This is a genomic window from Microbulbifer maximicatervae (SeqCode) (genome assembly GCF_052467305.1).
In genome coordinates this window covers 1,188,456-1,209,029 of sequence record NZ_CP174306.1, presented here as the reverse complement: position 1 = coordinate 1,209,029, position 20,574 = coordinate 1,188,456, and the positions used below count along the sequence as shown (strand labels likewise).

Sequence of the window (20,574 nt, the reverse complement as noted above, 5' to 3'; positions counted from 1 at the left end):
AGGCGAATGTTATTGACCCCTCTCAAGTACAAACCCTGTCACCATATTCAACTAAATTACCAAAACGGGAATATAGCTCTGGGCCTAGTCACACTCTACTCTCAACTGATCGCTGATATGTCGTTAGTTAAGACAAGATCAGGCATAATCTGCCTCCTAACAAGACTGTCAGGATAAAATTATGCGAATTCCTACCACCTGGCGCCGCCTTGGCTTGGCTGTAGCCATCGGCGGTGTTATCAGCGGTTGTAGCAAGGGCAACGAAGAAGTCAGCTCACAAGCGCACTCCCATAAAGAACATACCGAGCACAGCACCGAAAAGCTCAATCTAGAAGCCACTGAGAAGGCTCAAATTGATACTGTCGCTGCCGACCTGCACAAGCATGTCGCCGTATTGGCCTCTGATGAATTCGAAGGCCGCGCTCCCGCCAGTAAAGGTGAAGAGCTGACGGTAAACTATCTGGCAGAGCAATTTAAGGCGCTCGGACTTACCCCTGGTGCCGTAGACTCCGAAGGTAACCCCAGCTGGTTCCAGGAAGTCCCCATTGTAGAGATGGATATTCAATCCACCCCCCTTACTATTCAGGGCGAAGGTGTGGGCCAAGTTCTAAAACCGATTGACGATATGGTCGCGTTTACCCAGCGCCAAACCAGTGCATCCAGCCTTAATGAAAGCGAATTGGTTTTTGTCGGTTACGGCATCGTAGCTCCAGAAAACAACTGGAATGACTACGCAGGTCTGGATATGGAGGGCAAAACCGCAGTCATTCTGGTAAATGACCCCGGCTATGCCACCCAAGATGAGGCTCTATTTAACGGCAATGCCATGACCTACTATGGTCGCTGGAGCTACAAGTTTGAAGAAGCTGCCCGTCAGGGCGCCGCAGGGGCCATTATTATCCATGAGAATGGCGCTGCCGGTTACCCCTGGGAGGTAGTGAGCGGCTCCTGGTCTGGCGCCCAGGTAACCCTTGAAGCAGAAAACAAGAATATCGACCGCGTGGCGATTGAGGCCTGGATCACCAACCAGGCAGCGAAGGATCTGTTCCAGGCAGCAGGTCTCGATTTGGCCGAAGAAATGGCAGCTGCAAAAGCACCGGGATTCAAGCCTAAGCCACTGGAACTCAAAGCCAGCATCGAACTCAGCAACAGCCTTGAGAAGTCCAACTCTCGCAATGTTATTGCTAAGTTACCCGGCAAAAAGTACGCAGATGAGACCATTGTTTACACTGCCCACTGGGACCACTTAGGGGTCAACAGAAACGCTTCTGGCAAAGACCATATCTTCAATGGCGCAGTGGACAATGCCACTGGCACCGCTGGACTACTTGCTCTTGCAGCCCAAGCAGTAAAAGAGGATCAAGCTGATCGCTCCCTGGTATTCGTCGCAGTAACTGCTGAAGAGTCCGGTTTACTCGGCTCCAAATACTATGCCGCCAACCCAGTTGAACCTCTGGAAAAGACGGTTGCGGGCTTTAACTTCGACGCTATGAATGTCTTGGGCCCCACCAAAGACATCACCGTCGTAGGCTTCGGCAGCAGCGAGCTGGAAAATCTCTTAGAAGTAGCCGCCAAAAAGCAGGGCCGCTATCTGGCTGCTGAAGAGCACCCGGAACGCGGCTACTTCTATCGCTCAGATCATTTCAGCCTGGCAAAAGAAGGCGTGCCAATGCTGTATTTTGATTCCGGTAGCGAAAACCATGAGCACGGCCGGGAGTGGGCACAATCCAAGGACAAGGAATATCTCAGCCAGCACTATCACAAGCCGGGAGATGAGTACGACCCCAACTGGAACCTGAAAGGCGCCGCTATGAACTTGCAGCTGGGCCTGCAATTGGGCCTGAAGTTGGCAAACAGCCGCGACTGGCCCAACTGGTATGAAGGCAATGAGTTCCGCGCTATTCGCGACGCCAGTGCCGAAAGTCGCAAATAACCAAGCAGGATAAACATCCCGCTTTTCCTTGGTGGCACCTCCTCGGTGCCACCAAACTTCCCATCCCAAACATCAACCCTGCATTAGCTGCAGGTGCCTCTCCCTGAATCGAAACCAATAAAAAAGCCCCACTGTCTCCAGCAGGGCCTTTTATGCGGTTGAACTCTTTAGCTAAATAGCGACTTAAGCAGCGCTAGTAGCCTCAAGCTTTTTCAACTCTTCATCGCGAAGTTCACGGCGCAAGATTTTGCCCACATTAGTTTTGGGTAAGTCCTCACGGAACTCAACATGCTTCGGCACTTTATAAGCCGTCATATGCTCACGGCAGTAGGCGACAACTTCATCTTCGGTCAAAGATGGATCAGCCTTCACCAGGAAGAGCTTCACCTGCTCACCACTTTTCTCATCCGGGATACCGATAGCGGCAGCTTCAGTGACCTTCGGATGCGCGCTGATCACGTCTTCAATCTCATTGGGATATACATTGAAGCCGGACACAATAATCATGTCCTTCTTGCGATCCACAATTTTGATGTAACCGTCATCCTGAATAACGGCCATATCGCCGGTATTCAACCAACCTTCACTGTCGATGGTATCCGCTGTCGCTTCCGGACGCTGCCAGTAGCCTTTCATCACCTGAGGTCCGCGCACGCACAGCTCGCCAGGAGAGTTGTTTGGCAAGTCATTGCCATTCTCATCGACAACCTTGACCTCAGTACCGGGAACAGGAACTCCCACTGTGCCCAGCTGAACACCATCAGTAGGGTTAAATGAAACAACCGGGGAGGTTTCAGTCATACCGTAACCTTCCATGATCATACAGCCGGTCATTTCCTCCCAGCGCTTAGCCGTATCGCGAGTTAACGCCATGCCACCAGAAGCTGTTGAGTGCAATTTGCTGAAGTCCAGTTCAGCAAAATCCTTGTTGCGCATCAGGCCATTGAACAGGGTATTGAGCCCAACAAATCCGGTGAAACGCAGGCCTTTCAGCATCTTCACAAAACCCGGAATATCCCTCGGGTTGGGCACTAATAACGAGTGGTTGCCCGTGGAGAAAAGGCACATGCAGTGGATGGTAAATGCGTAGATATGGTAAAGAGGCAAAGGTGCAATATAGAACTCCTCACCTTCTTTCATACCACTGGCAAATGCGATACGAACCTGCTCCATATTCGCAACCAGATTGCCATTAGTCAGCATTGCCCCTTTGGCAACTCCGGTAGTACCGCCGGTGTACTGCAGAACCGCAATATCTTCTTTGGTGCGCTCAACATCCTTATGAGGACGCTCAGCGCCTTTTGCCATGGCATCGCGAAAGCTAACCTCATTGGCAAAAGAAAATTCAGGCACCATTTTCTTAACGTACTTTGCCACACTGTTGATCAAGGTACGCTTCAGCGGACTGTGCAGATCCGCAATCTCAGTAACAATAACTTGTTTTACATCGGTTTCAGCAACAACAGCAGCAGCGGTATCGGCAATATTTGCCAGCACAACCAATGCTTTGGCTCCTGAGTCATTTAACTGATGCTTAAGCTCGCGCTGTGTATATAGCGGATTGGTATTTACTACAACCAGACCTGCGCGCAGTGCACCAAAAACAACTACAGGGTACTGCAACACGTTGGGCAACTGGACAGCGATGCGATCGCCGGGCTTCAAGTCGGTATGATTTTGTAAATAAGAGGCGAATTTTCCACTCAGCGTGTCAATATCATTGATTGAAAGTGTACGCCCCAGGCATGTGAAAGCCGGCCGGTCACCGAATTTGGCGCAAGCGCCTTTAAAGACATCAAGTATGCTGCGATCAATGTCCAACTCTCTTCTCCCATTCCTGATTGTTGTCGTCGCTTGCCCACACCTTCCGTCTCCATAGGCGAAAGCTGCCATATCTCTTGGCGAGCGAGAATTTATTTATTGTTTGTAGTATCTTTGAGACGGTGAAAAAGAAGGGTTTAAAACCTCTCTTTACCGATCTCCCTCTTCACTATTCGCAGGAAATAAACCTGCCAATGCTGCGGCCAATTCGCGATTTCCAGAATATTGAACATCCCCCAAAAGGAAGGCGTGACGCCCACTTAATTGACCGTCCAATATAGCACTGAGAGTGCTGTTTTCCATTTCCAATGTTAGTTCTGGATTATCAGTCTGACCAAATTCGGAAATCACTTTGTAATTTTTAGATACTTCGGTGACATAAACATAGAAGTCACAGGCATCTGGCAGCCGGAACTGTACCCGAGCCAGCGGGTACGAACAAGCTAAGTGACACAGGCGCTCTTGAACTGAATCCGGCAATTGCATCGGAAATTCTCCGTTTAAGCCGCTTTATTACTCACAAAAAAACCGCCGGCATTTGCCGGCGGTTTTAATCTCAGAGCGGGATCAGAATGCAAAATGCTCGGCATCCAATTCCATCAAGTTGCCTGCTCCACTCAACATGGACGTTGCGTGGCTGGAAGTGCGAGGAAGGATACGCTCGAAGAAGAAACGCGCGGTAGTAATTTTCGCCTTGTAGAAATCTTCTTCTCCAGTGCCCGCTGCCAGTTTTTCATTGGCAACTTTAGCCGCCTGTGCCCACAGGAAGGCCAGCACGGTGTAACCGGAGAACATCAGGTAATCTACAGAAGCAGCACCGACTTCGTCTGGGTTTTCCATAGCTTTGCCGCCAACGTGCAAGGTCAGGTCGCCCCACTGCTTGTTAAGCTCCTGCAATTTAGCAACGAAAGGCGCCAGTGCTTCGTTATCAATTTCCGCCTGGCAGAATTTGTGAACCTGCTTGGTGAAACCGCGCAGCAATTCACCCTGGGTCATCAGAACCTTACGACCCAACAGGTCCAGAGCCTGAATACCAGTGGTGCCTTCATAGATAGTGGAGATACGCGCATCACGTACGTTCTGCTCCACGCCCCACTCGGCAATATAACCGTGGCCACCGAAACACTGCATACCCAGGTTGGCAGATTCGAAACCAGCTTCTGTCAAAAATGCTTTTGCAATCGGCGTCAGGAACGCCAGCATATCGTCAGCGGCTTTCTTCGCGTCAGCATCGCCTTTGTGAGTGATATCAACCAGCTGTGCGCACTTAACAACCAGCATACGACCACCTTCAGAGAAGGCTTTCTGGGTCATCAGCATGCGGCGCACGTCAGGGTGAACTATAATCGGGTCAGCCGGGCCTTCCGGGTTTTTCACGCCGGACAGAGAACGCATTTGCAGGCGATCTTTTGCATAAGCCAGGGACTTCTGAAAACCGATCTCGGAGTGAGCCAGGCCTTGCAGAGCAGTACCCAGGCGCGCAGTGTTCATAAAGGTGAACATATAGCTCAGGCCTTTATTCTGCTCGCCGATCAGGAAGCCTTTAGCACCGTCAAAGTTCAGCACTGCAGTGGCGTTGCCGTGAATACCCATTTTGTGCTCGAGGGAACCACATACCACACCGTTGCGCTCACCAGCAGAGCCGTCAGTGTTCGGCAGGAACTTGGGTACGATAAACAGGGAGATACCTTTGGTGCCAGCAGGTGCGTCTGGCAGGCGGGCGAGTACGATATGAACAATGTTGTCAGTCATGTCGTGCTCACCGGCGGAGATAAAGATCTTGGTGCCGGTAATCGCGTAGGAGCCATCGTCATTTGGCTCAGCCTTGGTGCGCAGAATACCCAGATCGGTACCGCAGTGAGGCTCGGTCAGACACATAGTGCCAGTCCAGCTACCTTCAACCAGCTTGGTCAAGTAAACCTGCTTCTGCTCTTCAGTACCGTGCTCTTCCAGGGTGTTCATGGCACCGTGGGACAAACCGGGGTACATGCCCCAGGACCAGTTGGCGGTGCCAACCATCTCGCTCATGATAGTACCGAGCGAGGGCGGCAGGCCCTGGCCACCGTACTCAGGATCGTGGGGCAGCGCAGCCCAGCCACCCTCTACAAACTGCTGGTAGGCTTCTTTAAAGCCTTCCGGGGTAGAAACTTCACCGTCTTTCCAGGTGCAACCTTGCTGGTCGCCAATTTGGTTCAGCGGTGCAATAACGTTTTCACAAAACTTTGCACCCTCTTCCAGGATGGCATCCACGACATCAGGAGTAGCCTCCTCATATCCAAGTGACTCATAATGCTTTTCTGAGTCCAGCATCTCGCGCATTACGAAACGCAAATCACGCAGTGGCATTTTGATATCGGTCATCCTGATAACCTCAATTCGCTTATGTTTGGGACCGGAGGCAAAACCATCCAGTCATATTTATGACTAATTTCTAAGATTGGTTCATCATAGTAGTAAGCGAGCAGCCCCCTCTATGGCCAAACCCGTCCAAAGCGGTGACAAATCGAGGCGAGAGGATGAAAAAAGGTGACTGGCCCAGTCAAATATCCAGGCCAGCTGCGGCGCGACCACCCCGGCGATACTCGCCTGGCGTAATTCCCGTCCATTTTTTGAAGGCGCGGAAGAAAGCACTGGATTCATCGAACCCAAGCATCTCTGCGATCTGCCCATTGGAAAGGTCCGGGCAGCTCAGGTAGTGGAAAGCCGCTTCCATCCGACATTCGTCTTTGAGCTTCTGGTAGGAGGTGCCCTCCTGCTGAAGGCGACGGCGCAACGTGGTCACCGACATATTGAGTCTCTCCGCCACCGCCTCTGCTGCAGGCATGGACTCACTCACGTCCCGGTTCAAAATGGTTTTCACTTTGGTCTTGATACTATTGGCACTGCCGTCGCTGATCACCAGGTGGTAAGGAGCGGTGCGAATAAAGTCCTCAACCATCTGCGGGCTTTGCACCACAGGGTATTCCAAGTAGCGGGTATCGTATTCGAGCGCATTAAACGGTTGCTCAAATAACAACTCATTGGCCTCGCTTTGCGCGAGACTGCGAAACTCTTCCGGGCAAGCAAATGAGAAGTGCAACCTGGCCAGCGGAATCTCCCGCCCTGCCAGCCAGCAATAAAACCTGTGCCAAACCGCTAGAGTTGTACGCACCACACTGGGGCTCGTGTTATTCAGCAGCTGCTCAAATTCGCCCTTGCCCAGCGAACTGATCCCGCAAATTTCAACCCGCTCGCGCCCATGGCCACCTTCTCCGAGCACCGGCTTCACCTTAAAACCTCGGCAGATTTCCATAAATTCGGCACAGAGCGTAATCGCCTGGCGGAGGGTTGCACAGTTCACCACCGCCAGACACAACAAGCGAAAAGACCCGGAACGGACCCTTCCACCACTCAGCATGCCAAACCACTCATTTTGCGCCAGCCACATCACGCGCTGGTACAAGCGGCCGTACTTCACTGCTGAAAATGCGGATACGCCCTGCAATTCAGACTCATCGATATCGACAGAAGCTAAAAGCTCCTTGCGATCACACCCATGCTTGGTCGCCTCTTCGAGCAGTCGCTCGAGGTAGGCGATAGGGATGCGAATATCCTCTTCCGTTGACGCCATCTATTATTTACGCCTGCGCAACCAATTCAATAAAGCCCCGCACCCAAACGCCAGAGCAATGATGACAAGCAATATCACCAACAGAAGAATGAAATAGGTGACAACATCCTTAACGGGCAGGTCCCAGCTGTAGACTGCCGCCACTACAAAGGCGACACAGGCGAGGACACTGGTAATAAAGGAGCGGCGACTTCTTTTAGCCATGACGATCTGGATACATTGATTTTCAAAACAGGTGAGACTGCCACATTTTGTGGCGCTACCATTGTATTGTCGGCACCCAGTACCGACGCGGCGTCGAATCGTGAGGGATTGGCCGGTTCCTGTCAACGCCGCAGGAGGCACCAATGAGCAGAAGAATGCTGGAACCAGAGGATCGAGCCACGCTGTTAAGGCTTTTGCACTGGCTTATGTGCCTGACCGCCATTATATCCTTAATACTGTTGGGAATCGCCTTTTTTGCCCCTAGCTAATCAGCCCACCCTTGGCCAAATGGGCGGGGTCTAACAATTCCTCAAGCGTTTCTCTATCCAGGTCCGTCATTTCAACAGCAACATCCAGCACTGGCCTACAGCTGGCATAGGCGGCCTTGGCAATCTCCGCCGCTTTCAGGTAGCCAATCACTGGGTTAAGGGAGGTCACTAAAATGGGGTTGCGGCCCAGGGTTCCCTCAATATGCGCCCGATTCACCGCGAAACTGGCAACAGCTCGATCAGCCAATAGGGTCGATGCATTCGCGAGCAGGTTAATACTTTCCAGCAGCGTACTGCCTACTAAAGGCAACATAACATTCAATTGAAAATTGCCGCTCTGTCCCGCCACGGTCACTGTGGTGTCATTACCCATCACCCGGGCACAAACCATAGTAACTGATTCGGCAATAACTGGGTTCACTTTGCCCGGCATAATACTGCTCCCTGGCTGCAAGGCCTCCAGGGCGATTTCGGAGAGGCCAGCAAGGGGACCGCTGTTCATCCAGCGCAAGTCATTGGCAATTTTCATCAGGGAAACTGCCAACACTTTGAGCTGCCCGGACAATTCCACCGACGTATCCTGACTGGAAATTGCGGTAAAAAAGTTCTCTGCCGGGCGAAACTGATGAGATGTGTGGGCGCTGATTTTTTGCGCGAACAGCTCGGCAAAATCCGGGTGAGCATTGAGTCCGGTGCCAATCGCCGTACCGCCTTGAGCCAGCTGGGCAAGCCGTGGCATTACCGCGCGAATTCTCTCCCGGCACGCTTCTATCTGTGCTGCCCAGCCTCCAACTTCCTGCGCCATTGTCATAGGCACTGCATCCATCAGATGGGTGCGGCCGGTTTTTACAATACTTTCAAGCTCCGTGGACTTGTCGCACAAGCCAGTGTGCAAATGGCGCAACGCAGGCAGCAGGGTGTCTCGCACTGCAAGCAGGGCTGACACATGGATTGCGGTGGGAACCACGTCATTACTGCTCTGACTCATATTCACGTGATCATTGGGACTGATGATTTGATCACTGTGCTTTTCTGCGAGGTGAGCGAGCACCTCATTAACATTCATATTTGAGCTGGTACCAGAACCTGTCTGGTAAATATCGACGGGAAAATGAGTGGCATACTCCTCATCACCGAGACTGTCGCAGGCATTGATAATGGCCTCAGCCTGCGCTTTATCCAACAACCCCAAGTCCCGGTTGGCCTCCGCAGCAGATTTCTTTATCAGCACAATGGCGCGGATAAACTCTGCCGGCAAGCCGTGACCACTGACAGGAAAATTCTCCACGGCGCGCTGGGTTTGCGCACCATACATTGCCTCAGTCGGCACCTGAACTTCGCCCAGGCTGTCCTTTTCAGTGCGGAATTCGCCACCCATTTCACTCTCCCCAGATGCGCTTAATGCATCGACAGAAGGTTATTTAGCCGCTGCAGCCCTACTCGACCACGACGGTAATTTTCTTGGACATCACAGGCTCTTTATGTGGCACATGCATATAGTTGCCCAGAACCAGTTGTAGCGTATGTTTGCCGGGTGGCAAGGTAACTTGAGTCTCGGTTTGCCCGCCACCAAAGTGAATGATGTTCTTACTCGCCGGCAAAGGCTTGCTCATATCCGGCATATCATCCACATCAATCAGCAGATGATGGTGGCCGGTATTCTCTTGATTGGTACCCGCCGGTGCTACACCCATACCAGACAAACCAAACTTCACCGTAAATGTCTGGGGCACCTTCTCTCCATCCTTCGGCGAGATAATATAGACCTTGGCATCTGCTGGGGCCTTACTGCTCATATCCATTTTGCTTTCGTGCTCGGACGCATGTAACAGCGGCGATAGCATCAGTGCGCTGGCAAACAGCAGAGAACTGGATTTAATCATGTGTATTCCTTCCTGATAGGGCGCCCAGATCGCGCCAATTCTTATAATCTGGCTTTACAGCTTCTCGGCCGCGGCACCTTGGTACCGTTCGGCAAAGACACTTTAACAGACCAAAGTTTCAGTTCCAGAGACTATGAGGGAATATAGTTGCGGAAAGAAAAAGAGAGATAGGATTTGTGACAGGGCTGCTTATTTAAATCTGCTTTGCGGCAATTAGGCAAGAGAGGGCCCGGACCAACCGGGCCAGAAAAATCAGATACTCACCCGCCCCTCTTGGGTCCACTCGCAGCGAACCTGCATATCGCCGCTGCCCGGCTCGTGATAGAGGCCAGCGGATTCCCAGCTGAAAGAGTGAACGCCGGAAAGCTCAGTTTCCAAATGCACAGTTGCCGAAACCCAATACATACTCTTCAGCAACTCTTCAAACTTCTGTATCCACAAATCCCACTCGTACTCTACCGCCCGATAGGAAGCGCCAAAGTGGATAACATCGGTTTGATACTGGGATTGCTTCACTTTAATGGTGGGAATAGCAAACATATCCCGGCACAGGAATGGCCATTCATCAGCACTGGGCAGGGCGAGCACAGCATTGCGGTTCACCCTGCGCCGATCGCTGCCGCCAGCGAGGCTATTGCTGTCTTTGATACATCCGTAAACGATGGATTCCTGATCGCCCTGAAGCATTAATTCCATTCCTTACCACAGTGCCACTGGACATCAGGTACCCAGGGCAAAACAGATCTAAGGCATCAACTTTAACGGCGAAGCGACCAGAAAGCCACAAAACAAAACACGAACCTGCAAAGTGCTCAAAAGTTCGGCTATTCAGTTACTAATGGTGCCCCGCATAAAATACCAGGACTAAATCTCAAAGCCCCTTTCGCGCAACATATCCAGAAGCGCCTCTTCATCCATAACTGTGATACCCAGTTCCTGCGCTTTGGTCAATTTTGAGCCAGCGCCTGGCCCGGCAACCAGAGTGCCGGTCTTGGCGGAAACACTTCCTGCGACTTTCGCACCCAGCCTCTGTAAGTAATCTTTTGCTTCACTGCGGGACAGGGTTTCCAGTTTGCCGGTGAGCACCCAGGTTTCCCCTGCCAGGGGCTGATCCTGCTCGTCACTCTCTTCCGCTTGCCAATGCACACCCGCCTGCTGCAGTGCCTCCACCTCTTCTTGGGCATGAGGCTGCTGAAAAAACTCAGCAACAAAATGAGCGACCACTGGGCCCACATCTTCAACTTCCTGCAAAGCTTCGACATCTGCCGACATTAGCGGATTCAATTCGCCAAAGTGCCGCGCCAAATTGCGCGCTGTAGCCTCACCCACTTCCCGGATACCCAGGGCATAAAGGAATTTAGGCAGCGTGGTCTCTTTACTGCGCTCCAGTGCATCGAGGAGGTTCTGGGCAGACTTTTGCCCCATTCGCTCAAGTCCCGCCACCTGCTCCAAGGTGAGGTGGTAGAGCCCGGACACCGAATGTAACAAGTCCTCATCTACCAGCTGCTCTACCAGCTTGTCTCCCAGCCCATCAATGTCCATCGCTTTGCGCGAAGCGAAATGCTTGATGGCCTGCTTGCGCTGGGCACTACAAATCAGGCCGCCGCTACAGCGGACCACCGCCTCACCGGGCGTGGATTCCACCGGCGAGCCACATACTGGGCAATGTGTGGGGAATTCAATAGCGTGGCCACCCGGCTTGCGCTTGCTCTCCACTACAGAAACCACCTGCGGGATAACATCTCCGGCACGGCGAATAATGACGGTATCACCCACCTGTACGCCGAGGCGCTCGATCTCATCTCGATTGTGCAGAGTTGCATTGGAAACGGTAACGCCGCCGACAAACACCGGTTGTAGGCGAGCAACCGGGGTGACCGCACCGGTGCGCCCTACCTGGAACTCAACATCCAATAATTCAGTCATTTCCTCCTGAGCGGGAAACTTATAGGCCATGGCCCAACGGGGTGCGCGGGCAACAAAGCCGAGACGGCGCTGCAGGGGAATACTGTTGACCTTAAAAACAATACCGTCGATATCATAAGCGAGGTCCTCGCGCTTCTCGCCGATTTCCCGGTAGTAATCGATGCAGCCCTGAATATCCTTAGCGACGCGCATCTCCCGATTTGTACGGAAGCCCCAATGCCCCAGCAGCTGCAAAGTCTCAACGTGCTTTTCCGGCAGCTCACCACCCTCTACAAGACCAGTGCCATACACACACAATTCCAGCGGTCTCTGCGCTGTTATGCGGGAGTCCAATTGACGCAAACTGCCGGCAGCGGCATTTCGAGGATTTACGAAAAGCTTCTCACCCGCCGCGGCCGCTTTGCGATTCAATTCGGCAAAGCCCGCTTTCGGCATATAGATTTCGCCGCGCACTTCCAATACACCCGGATACTTTTCAATACCATCTGCTTGACGCAAACACAGAGGTACAGATCCCACGGTGCGTACATTCTGGGTGATATCTTCACCGGTCGTGCCATCGCCGCGCGTTGCAGCTCGCTCAAGCACGCCGTCGCGATACAAAAGGCTGATAGCGATACCGTCTAACTTGGGTTCACAGGCGTATTCCACCGGCCCTTTACTGTTGAGGCGCTCACACACCCTACGGTCAAACTCCAGCAACTCTTCATCATTAAAGGCGTTATCCAAAGACAACATCGCCACCTCATGGCGAACTTCCTGAAAAGAGGAAAGCGGCTCTGCGCCGACCCGCTGGGTGGGAGAATCCGGAGTTAGCAGCTGAGGATATTCACTTTCCAGGTCCTGCAACTCGCGCAGGCGCCGGTCGTACTCAATATCCGGCAACTCGGGATCATCAAGCACATAGTATTGGTGATTCGCACGCTGGAGGATTTCATGTAATTCCTGAACACGTTCGCGCACTTGAGGGGAAATAGTTTGGTGAGTCATCGGCAATTCGAGTGAATAAAAATAATAGTTAGAAAATTATTTCGATTTTACATGCAAATACGGCCCGAGCTTACGGCTAATTTCCAAAATGAAAATCAGCCGGCATCCCGGGCCGCATTAAAAATGGCAACAATTATGTAGAGATTGCGCGCTAGCTTTGCGCCATCGCTAAAGTCCTTCGGCGCTGGTACTCCACAACCCGCTGACGATAATGCTCCGCCGTTTGCGCGGTAAATACACTGCGATTCTCATCCTTCAATTCGCCACCGAGCAGCTCAGCAATTTTGTATGAGGTGGAAAGCAGTTGATCGAAAGCTTTAATCGCCTCGCCTTCCACAGGTAGTGTCAGGAACAGGCTAACACCCGGCGTGGCAAATTCTTCCATCTGGGCCAGGTCGAAAACGCCGGGCACAACAATATTGGCGAGACTAAAGATAATGGCCCCATCAGCACCGCCGTGCTCATGGTAGTGAAAAATATTCATTTCACCAAAGCGCATGCCACAGGCAACCATTACCCGAAGTAAGTCATTACCCTCGAAGTAATCCCCTTCTGGCGCCATTACATTAATCACCAGCACCTCACGGGTGGGGGCACCTTCACCAACACTGCCAGAGCTTGGAGACTGAGAAGATCGCTCGGGTTGAGAATCCTCATGCACCGCTTCATGCTCAGGACTGTGAGCGCTATCCATCGCATTTAGGCTTTCAGCCTCATCTAATGCAGGCTCATAGCGTTGCTCTTCACCGACCGACTCCATCAGAGTGGGGACTTGCTCTTCCAAATCGAGGATACCCTGCTCTTCCGGACTCCTCTGGGGATTGCTGCCAGCGAGCGGTTTGCGCGAGGAAATAAAGCTCTCCTGCACCTGGCGATTCACATGTAGCGCATCCTCTAGCGGACGGCGCTGAACAACGCGAGCCTGCCCGGGCAATTCGCTGTTTGCGGGCTTGGGCTCCCGCGTCTCTGGAGGTTTGCGGACCGGGGGCTCTTCTTCAGCCTTCTCTGAGACCGGATCAGCTTCATTTTTTACTTCAGATTGCATGGCCCGCGACAGATTGCGGGAGACCTTAACTGCCGCGCGCTGCCGCAAGATCGCCCGGCGTATGCCATCGACCACAACGACCAGCAGAACGACAACCAGGATTGTAACCAGCCAGTTATCCATTTTTTAGCGCCTCTCCCTTTACGCCCTTATGCAGAAGCCAGCTCGGCTGCTTCTTCCACATTCACCGACACCAGTCGGGATACACCCGGCTCGTGCATGGTAACCCCCAGCAACTGATCCGCCATCTCCATTGCGATCTTGTTGTGGGTAATATAGATGAACTGAACGTGTTCTGACATTTCTTTAACCATTCGTGCGTAACGACCAACGTTAGCATCGTCAAGGGGAGCATCCACCTCATCCAACATACAGAAAGGTGCTGGATTCAGACGGAAAATCGAGAATACCAATGCGATCGCCGTCAGCGCTTTTTCTCCACCCGAGAGCAGATGGATTGTGCTGTTGCGCTTGCCCGGCGGGCGGGCCATGATCGCGATACCAGTATCGAGCAGATCTTCACCGGTAAGTTCCAGATAGGCATTACCACCACCGAAAACTTTCGGGAAGAGTTCCTGCAGGCCCGCATTTACCTGATCAAAAGTTTCCTTGAAGCGGGTTCTCGTTTCCTTGTCGATTTTCTTAATTGCATTTTCCAGGGTCTCCAGCGCTTCCATCAGATCCCCATGCTGGCGATCCAGGTAGTTCTTGCGCTCAGACTCCTGCTTGTATTCATCGATAGCGGCGAGGTTAATCGGCCCGAGACGCGAGATACGCGCGGCTACCAATTCCAAATCTTCCTGTACCTGTTTAATCGTCAGATCGCCAGGCAACTGTTCGAGCAGCTGATCGATATCGTGCTCGCTCTCGCGCAGCTGCTCTACCAATCCGTTTCGTTGCACTTCCAGAGTCTGCGCAGCGAGACGCTCCTGCTCAAGCTGGGCGCGCACTCCCTGAAGAGCCGCCTCCACTTTGTGGCGCTCCTGTTCCTGCTCACGCAGGCCGGTCTCAACCTCTTCCAGCTTTTTGCGCGCATCGGCGAGTTCCGTTTCCACCTCAATACGCTCGCCGAGTTTTTCTTCCAACTCAGCCTGAAAATCCTGGGAGGGGTCCTGGGTCTCCTCCATTTGCTCCTGCAATTGCTGACGACGACTGCGCAACCTTTCCAGCTGCTCGCTCATCACCTGCAAAGTGCGCTCGAGAGACACCATCTGGGTGCGCACTGACTGCTCGCGCATAGCCAGTTCATGGGCGCGATCCTTGTCCTCCCGCGCGCGCTGGCGCACGGCATCCAAAGCTTCGCGCAATTCCTCCCGGCGTGCCATTAGCGTTTCGCGACGATCGGTATCATCGCTCATCGCCTCGACAGCTTCCTGCAGCATTAGACGAGCTTCCGACAGGGACTCCCCTTCCAACTCCTGCTGCTCACGCACCTCATCGATTTCCTGCTCAATTCGGATACGGCGCTCATTCATCTGCTCCGCACGCGCCCGTCGGGCGGACAACTGGCTGCGCAGCTCTGCCTCGCGACGCCCGAGCTGGTCGGACTCATTGCGAGCTTGTTCGATGGAGCGTTCGAGATCGACCGTTTGCGTGCGCAGGGACTCGCGTCGCTCGGCAATACTCTCTATCTGCTCCTCACATAGGGCCAGCTCCTGCCCCAGGGTTTCAAGATCCTGCTTGCGCGCCAGGACCCCGGCCTCTGCATCACTGGCGCGATTCACTCGCAACCAGTTGGGGCCGAGCCAGAGCCCATCGCGAGTCACAATAGACTCATGAGCTTGCAAACTCGCTCGCCTGGACAGCGCCTCAGTCAAATCCTCTGCGGTATAAATTCCCGCCAAGATGCCGGAGAGAGAGGCTGGCCCCTGAACCATATCCTGCAGCGAAGGAAGTGCTCCCTTCGCATTGCTATTTACAGCACTGTTATCGATCAGAACCGCTTGACCGCTTTCCAGTGCCGCCAATCCTTCAGCCACAGACTCGAGCTGCTCAACACATACCGCCTGCAATTGGGGGCCGAGGATAGTTTCAACTGCGGTTTCCCAGCCGGGCTGGGCTTTAATCTGGTCGGCGAGCCGGGGCTTGTCAGCCAGGGCTTGCTGCTGCAGCCAATTCTCAACTGCCTTGCCTTGCCCTAAAGCAGCTTGTTGCAAGGCTTCCAGAGACGCCTGACGGCCTCGTCCGGTTTGCAGCTGCAAGCGTAACTGATCGAGTTCGGTAGCCAGCTCCCGCTCCTGCACACGGAGACTGTCCAGAGACTCGCGACGCTCTGCCGCTTCCTCGCGGCGTTCTTCAGCCTGCATTTCCAGCTCGGCCATCTGTTCGTTCAGCTGCAGCGTCTCTTCATCGTCGTCAGAGACCTGGAGGCCGGACTGCTCCGCCAATAGCTTGTTGACCCGCTCCAGCAGCCGCTGGCCAGAAGTTTCCAAGTGTTGGATGCGGGATTGTTGCACTTCAGCTTTCTGACGGGAGCCAGAGGCACCCTGGTTAAACTGGTCCCACTCGTTCTGCCAATTGCGCATCTGTTCTTCAGATTCCAGCAGTGCCGCAGCAGATTCCTCTTCTGCTGCCAAGACCATCTCCAGGTCCGGCAGAATAATCTCTAGCTCCTCCTCAAACTGGGCCGCTTTTTCGCGATCCACTTCGAGGTTGGTCTCTGCCTCTCGATATTCTTGTTCGGTTTGCGCCAAATCGGAATGCAGGCGAGTAGAGCGCTCACGGGCGTGGGCAATGCTCTGCTCCAAGCGGGCGATATCTCCACCGACGGCGTAGAAGCGCCCCTGGACTTCATTAAAGCTGTCAGATAGCTCGTGGTACCCCACGCGCTTTTGCTCAATGCCTGTGTCACAGGTGACCTGGCGGGTAACCAGCTCTTCAACGGTGAGTTCAAGCTCACCTATTTGTTGCTGCTTGGCCTTGGATTGGTCATCCAGTTCGCGGTATTTGAGCGCCTGAAGATTGGCCTTGTGACTGCGCTCTTCCTCTTTAAATCGGCTGTATTTTTCCGCTGCTGCGGACTGTCGCTCCAGTCGGGACAACTGGCGATCCAGCTCATCGCGGATATCCGTGAGGCGCTCAAGGTTTTCAGAGGTCCGTCTCATCCGGTTTTCGGTGTCCCGGCGGCGCTCCTTGTATTTGGAGATACCGGCGGCCTCTTCGATATAGACGCGCAGCTCTTCGGGCTTGGCTTCGATCAACTTGGAGATCATGCCCTGCTCAATAATGGCGTAGCTGCGCGGGCCCAGGCCGGTACCCAAGAAGAGATCGGTTACATCGCGGCGGCGGCACTTCTCGCCATTCAGGTAATAGGTGTTCTGTGCTTCCCGGGTTACCTTGCGCTTTACGGAAATCTCCGAGAAAGAGGCATAGGCTCCAGAAAGCTTGCCCTCAGAGTTATCAAATACCAACTCAATCGAGGCCTGCCCCACGGGCTTGCGGCCACTGGAGCCGTTAAAGATAACGTCCGTCATCGAATCGCCGCGCAGGTTCTTTGCGGAGGATTCCCCCATTACCCAGCGCACCGCATCGATGGTGTTGGATTTACCACAGCCATTGGGACCCACCACCGAGTTGAGGTTTGTCGGAAAATAGACAGTGGTAGGGTCAACAAAAGACTTGAAGCCCGCTAGCTTGATGCACTTCAGACGCATGTATTTATAAACTCGATATTTTTCTCTGCCGGGCGGGACACCAAACCTTCAATCTTACTTGGTGTCGCCAGAGCATTCAGCGCTATTCTTCACAGTAATGTTCAGTCGGGATTATCAATCCGACCAAGCAGCGGTCAAGTCAAACATGACGATCGCTACCAAATGCCAACTTGCCCCAATAGAACTCATCAATATCGGGGCAATGTGAGCTTGAGGCCAATTAGACGCAAGAATGCCATCCGGCCGCAAATAAAAATGAGGCCACAGCTTACACTGTGACCTCATTTTCGACAGTCACAGCCAGTTACAGCTGACTATCGATGGCTATTGACTGAGTTTCACTCCAGCGGGATTTAGGCAACTCGCTAATCATTCCCTGCCAATCTCCCGGGGCCGGACGCGCATCTCCTTTAATGGCCAGTCGCGCTACTAACTGCACAGAGTCGACAGTGGCGATGGAGCTTCCAGGCATCATTGCTCGGGACTCATCCAGCACAACCTCTGCCGGTAACTGCCCAGCCGTGAGGCGCACGATAGCCAGAGGCATCGGGCTCGCAGCACTGCGTGCATAGATAAATACCGGGGTAGATTCTGGGGCTTCAACTCCCTCCCCCAAACTGACCTGAACTCGAATCTGCGGGCCTTTCTCTTTCGTTTCTACCTTTACCTGCACGGCTACAGCCTCACTGCTGCCTGCCAAAGCGCTTTCGGCCCTGGCAACGCCAGCCTGAAGCGCCTCTGCTGCTGCAGATCCTGGGGGAAGCTGGCTAAGTGCTAGCTGCCAATGCTGGCGAGCCTTGCGGTAGTCCTCATCTTCAAAAGCGGCAATACCCGCCAGGCCCAGCACAGTGCCATTGGATGGCTGCACCTGTAACACCTGCTCAATCAAGGAGCGGATTTCATCGGTAATCTTGGAACCGCCTTCAAAAAACAGCGCTTGCGCCAGCTCAGCTTGAACATTGGCCGCCTGGGGCTCGCGGGCTACAACATAGCGATAGGAATCTACCGCCCCAGCCAAATCGCCACTCACCAGTAGCCGCTGCGCCAATATATAGCGACTGCTAAGATCATCTGGGTGAGTTTTAGCCCGCTCCTGCAACTGACGGGTGATTTTTGCCTCTTCCTCCGAAGAGGTGTGCCCACCTTGGCTCGCCACCATATCGCGATACAAAGCTACTTCGGACGGTCGGTCGGAAAACCCGTAGGCAGCCGCTGCAATTGCAGGCACCAAAATCGCCAGCCCGATTAGCAATCGGCCGCCACCCTGCCTGGCTTCACCAGATTGACTCTCCTGCTGAGCCGCCAGTAGTTCCCGAGCAAGATCTGCCTCCAGCTGGGCAAACTGCTTTTCATCCATCGCACCGCTCTGCACTGCAGCGCGAAGTTCTTTACTGCGCTCCCGGTAGAGCGCTGCCATAGCCTCTCGCTTGCTACTACCGCTGCGACGTCTGCCTGCAGCTCTCAAAGCAGGAATCAGAAATACAAAAGCTACCAACAGTAGCAGTAGGGCTATACCAAACCAGATATCAATCATTTACCTTCCTTCCCGCTATTACCTTCATCTACAGCTCCATCTCCCAACAACTGCTTTAATCGACGCCGCTCATCATCAGTGAGTTCCCCACTGCCGTCATCCTGGCGAGCCCCGGTACCACTTTTTGAGCGCATCACGATCACAATCAAGGCCAGAAGCCCGAAAACGGCAAAGACTCCCGGAGCCAACCACAGGATCAAGGTATTTTTCTGAACAGGTGGACGGTAGAGCACAAAATCCCCATAGCGGGCCACCATGTAGTCAACGATTTCCTGATCCGTAAATCCCTCCTCCAGCAAACGGCGGATTTCACGGCGCAAGTCCGAGGAAATAGACGCATCGGAGTCTGCCAGGTTCTGGTTTTGACATTTGGGGCATCGCATCTCTTCAATAAGCACGCGATACCTTGTATCCAGCTCGGGAGAGGACAATTTTTGTGTCTCAACTACCGCATGTGCAGCGATGGACAGGCAAAAAATACCGAATACCAGTACAAGTTGGGCCAGCCAGGTCTTCTGTGTCACAGCTTTTCTCACGCTCTAACTAACGGGAATTGGGGCGATTATAACAGTGTCACCCCCCGGCGGACACGCCCACGAATTCACACAAAAGCGCGTTAACTCATTGAAAGACAAAAAAAAATTCAAAAAAGGCGTTGACGCCACGAAGAATATCATTAAGATACGCAGCTCCTGACACGGGGTGGTTAGCTCAGTTGGGAGAGCGACGGCCTTACAAGCCGTAGGTCACAGGTTCGACCCCTGTACCACCCACCACTTCTCTTACTCTTGCCCGGCAAGAGCATCCAAGAGAAGCAGGAATGCGGACCGGTAGTTCAGTTGGTTAGAATGCCGGCCTGTCACGCCGGAGGTCGCGGGTTCGAGTCCCGTCCGGTCCGCCATATACAAAAAAGCCCTGCTCGCAAGAGCGGGGCTTTTTTGTTTGTGCCTCACATCTTTTCATTTTTCTAACATTTTATTTTCAGTTGCTTACGCTGGAAATTTGAAAGAGCCACAAAAAAACAACCAAATCTCAGCGTAAAAAAATAGTGCGAGCGCAGTGCCGACAAAATTTTCCTGCAACAATTTTCTCCAGCCTGAATTTTTATTTTCTGAATTTCTACGCAGCTGATTTTGACCGATAAAAACAACTTAAAAAGCCCTCAAAAAATCCTCTAATTAATTAATTTTTAAACAACTTTTGGGTGTTTTTTATTCTTAAAAAAATTTTTAAAAATCTTCCAACAAAATTGTTGACCGCAAAAAAAATATCATTAAGATACGCAGCTCCTGACACGGGGTGGTTAGCTCAGTTGGGAGAGCGACGGCCTTACAAGCCGTAGGTCACAGGTTCGACCCCTGTACCACCCACCACTTCTCTTACTCTTGCCCGGCAAGAGCAACCAAGAGAAGCAGGAATGCGGACCGGTAGTTCAGTTGGTTAGAATGCCGGCCTGTCACGCCGGAGGTCGCGGGTTCGAGTCCCGTCCGGTCCGCCATATACAAAAAAGCCCTGCTCGCAAGAGCGGGGCTTTTTTGTATATGAAAAATTCAAAACCACTTTTCAATACACAACCACCTCCCCACTCCCCACCACAAACTGTGCAGACCGACTAACAAAATTTATAGAAAACCGGGGCAATGAAAGTAGCACCCTGTTTTATTACCAAGTATTGCCAATACACGAGCAGCAATTTCTTCAAATAC

At 52.9% G+C, this 20,574-nt stretch carries 14 protein-coding genes and 4 tRNA genes; 5 read left to right on the top strand and 13 right to left on the bottom strand.

Features of this window, described 5'->3' with window-relative positions; genetic code table 11:
* Positions 1-181 precede the first annotated feature (181 nt).
* On the top strand, positions 182-1,933 hold the full coding sequence (locus tag ACJJI4_RS05645; RefSeq protein ID WP_444927364.1) for a M28 family metallopeptidase: 1,752 nt from the start codon (positions 182-184) through the stop codon (positions 1,931-1,933).
* Between the two features lie 183 nt (positions 1,934-2,116).
* Here ACJJI4_RS05645 and ACJJI4_RS05640 read toward each other — a convergent pair whose 3' ends face one another.
* From ACJJI4_RS05640 to ACJJI4_RS05580, 13 genes are all read right to left on the bottom strand, one after another.
* Positions 2,117-3,754, bottom strand: a complete 1,638-nt coding sequence (locus tag ACJJI4_RS05640) for an AMP-binding protein (RefSeq protein ID WP_413665144.1) — start codon at positions 3,752-3,754, stop codon at positions 2,117-2,119.
* Between the two features lie 150 nt (positions 3,755-3,904).
* A complete protein-coding gene (locus ACJJI4_RS05635) occupies positions 3,905-4,240 on the bottom strand; it encodes an SCP2 sterol-binding domain-containing protein (RefSeq protein WP_282933465.1) in 336 nt (111 codons plus the stop codon).
* Positions 4,241-4,321: 81 nt separating this feature from the next.
* Complete coding sequence (locus ACJJI4_RS05630; protein ID WP_444927363.1) at positions 4,322-6,115, bottom strand: acyl-CoA dehydrogenase C-terminal domain-containing protein; 1,794 nt, start codon at positions 6,113-6,115, stop codon at positions 4,322-4,324.
* A 178-nt stretch (positions 6,116-6,293) separates the two neighbouring features.
* Positions 6,294-7,364, bottom strand: a complete 1,071-nt coding sequence (locus tag ACJJI4_RS05625; protein ID WP_282933467.1) for an AraC family transcriptional regulator — start codon at positions 7,362-7,364, stop codon at positions 6,294-6,296.
* Between the two features lie 3 nt (positions 7,365-7,367).
* On the bottom strand, positions 7,368-7,568 hold the full coding sequence (locus ACJJI4_RS05620; protein ID WP_282933468.1) for a hypothetical protein: 201 nt from the start codon (positions 7,566-7,568) through the stop codon (positions 7,368-7,370).
* A 261-nt stretch (positions 7,569-7,829) separates the two neighbouring features.
* The gene (locus ACJJI4_RS05615; RefSeq protein ID WP_444927362.1) at positions 7,830-9,215 is read right to left on the bottom strand and encodes a class II fumarate hydratase; all 1,386 of its coding nucleotides are present in this window, start codon (positions 9,213-9,215) and stop codon (positions 7,830-7,832) included.
* 58 nt (positions 9,216-9,273) lie between these two features.
* On the bottom strand, positions 9,274-9,720 hold the full coding sequence (locus ACJJI4_RS05610) for a DUF4399 domain-containing protein (RefSeq protein WP_282933470.1): 447 nt from the start codon (positions 9,718-9,720) through the stop codon (positions 9,274-9,276).
* Between the two features lie 252 nt (positions 9,721-9,972).
* Positions 9,973-10,407: a hypothetical protein gene (locus ACJJI4_RS05605; protein WP_282933471.1), complete on the bottom strand. Its 435-nt coding sequence runs from the start codon at positions 10,405-10,407 to the stop codon at positions 9,973-9,975.
* Between the two features lie 177 nt (positions 10,408-10,584).
* Complete coding sequence (ligA, locus tag ACJJI4_RS05600; RefSeq protein WP_444927361.1) at positions 10,585-12,636, bottom strand: NAD-dependent DNA ligase LigA; 2,052 nt, start codon at positions 12,634-12,636, stop codon at positions 10,585-10,587.
* Between the two features lie 151 nt (positions 12,637-12,787).
* On the bottom strand, positions 12,788-13,804 hold the full coding sequence (zipA, locus tag ACJJI4_RS05595) for a cell division protein ZipA (protein ID WP_444927360.1): 1,017 nt from the start codon (positions 13,802-13,804) through the stop codon (positions 12,788-12,790).
* Positions 13,805-13,830: 26 nt separating this feature from the next.
* Entirely contained in the window at positions 13,831-17,334 is a 3,504-nt protein-coding gene (smc, locus tag ACJJI4_RS05590; RefSeq protein ID WP_444927359.1) for a chromosome segregation protein SMC, read from the bottom strand.
* A gap of 304 nt (positions 17,335-17,638) precedes the next feature.
* Positions 17,639-18,868: a c-type cytochrome biogenesis protein CcmI gene (gene ccmI / locus ACJJI4_RS05585; RefSeq protein ID WP_444927358.1), complete on the bottom strand. Its 1,230-nt coding sequence runs from the start codon at positions 18,866-18,868 to the stop codon at positions 17,639-17,641.
* The gene (locus tag ACJJI4_RS05580) at positions 18,865-19,392 is read right to left on the bottom strand and encodes a cytochrome c-type biogenesis protein (RefSeq protein ID WP_444927357.1); all 528 of its coding nucleotides are present in this window, start codon (positions 19,390-19,392) and stop codon (positions 18,865-18,867) included. Before ACJJI4_RS05580 ends, ccmI begins: the two co-directional genes overlap by 4 nt.
* A gap of 176 nt (positions 19,393-19,568) precedes the next feature.
* On the opposite strand from ACJJI4_RS05580, the gene ACJJI4_RS05575 reads away from it, so the two are divergent.
* The 4 genes from ACJJI4_RS05575 (at position 19,569) to ACJJI4_RS05560 (ending at position 20,366) form a co-directional block, all read left to right on the top strand.
* Positions 19,569-19,644 (top strand) — tRNA-Val (locus ACJJI4_RS05575).
* A gap of 48 nt (positions 19,645-19,692) precedes the next feature.
* A tRNA-Asp gene (locus ACJJI4_RS05570) sits at positions 19,693-19,769 on the top strand.
* 396 nt (positions 19,770-20,165) lie between these two features.
* Positions 20,166-20,241 (top strand) — tRNA-Val (locus ACJJI4_RS05565).
* Between the two features lie 48 nt (positions 20,242-20,289).
* Positions 20,290-20,366: transfer RNA gene (locus tag ACJJI4_RS05560), tRNA-Asp, on the top strand.
* Positions 20,367-20,574: the final 208 nt, after the last annotated feature.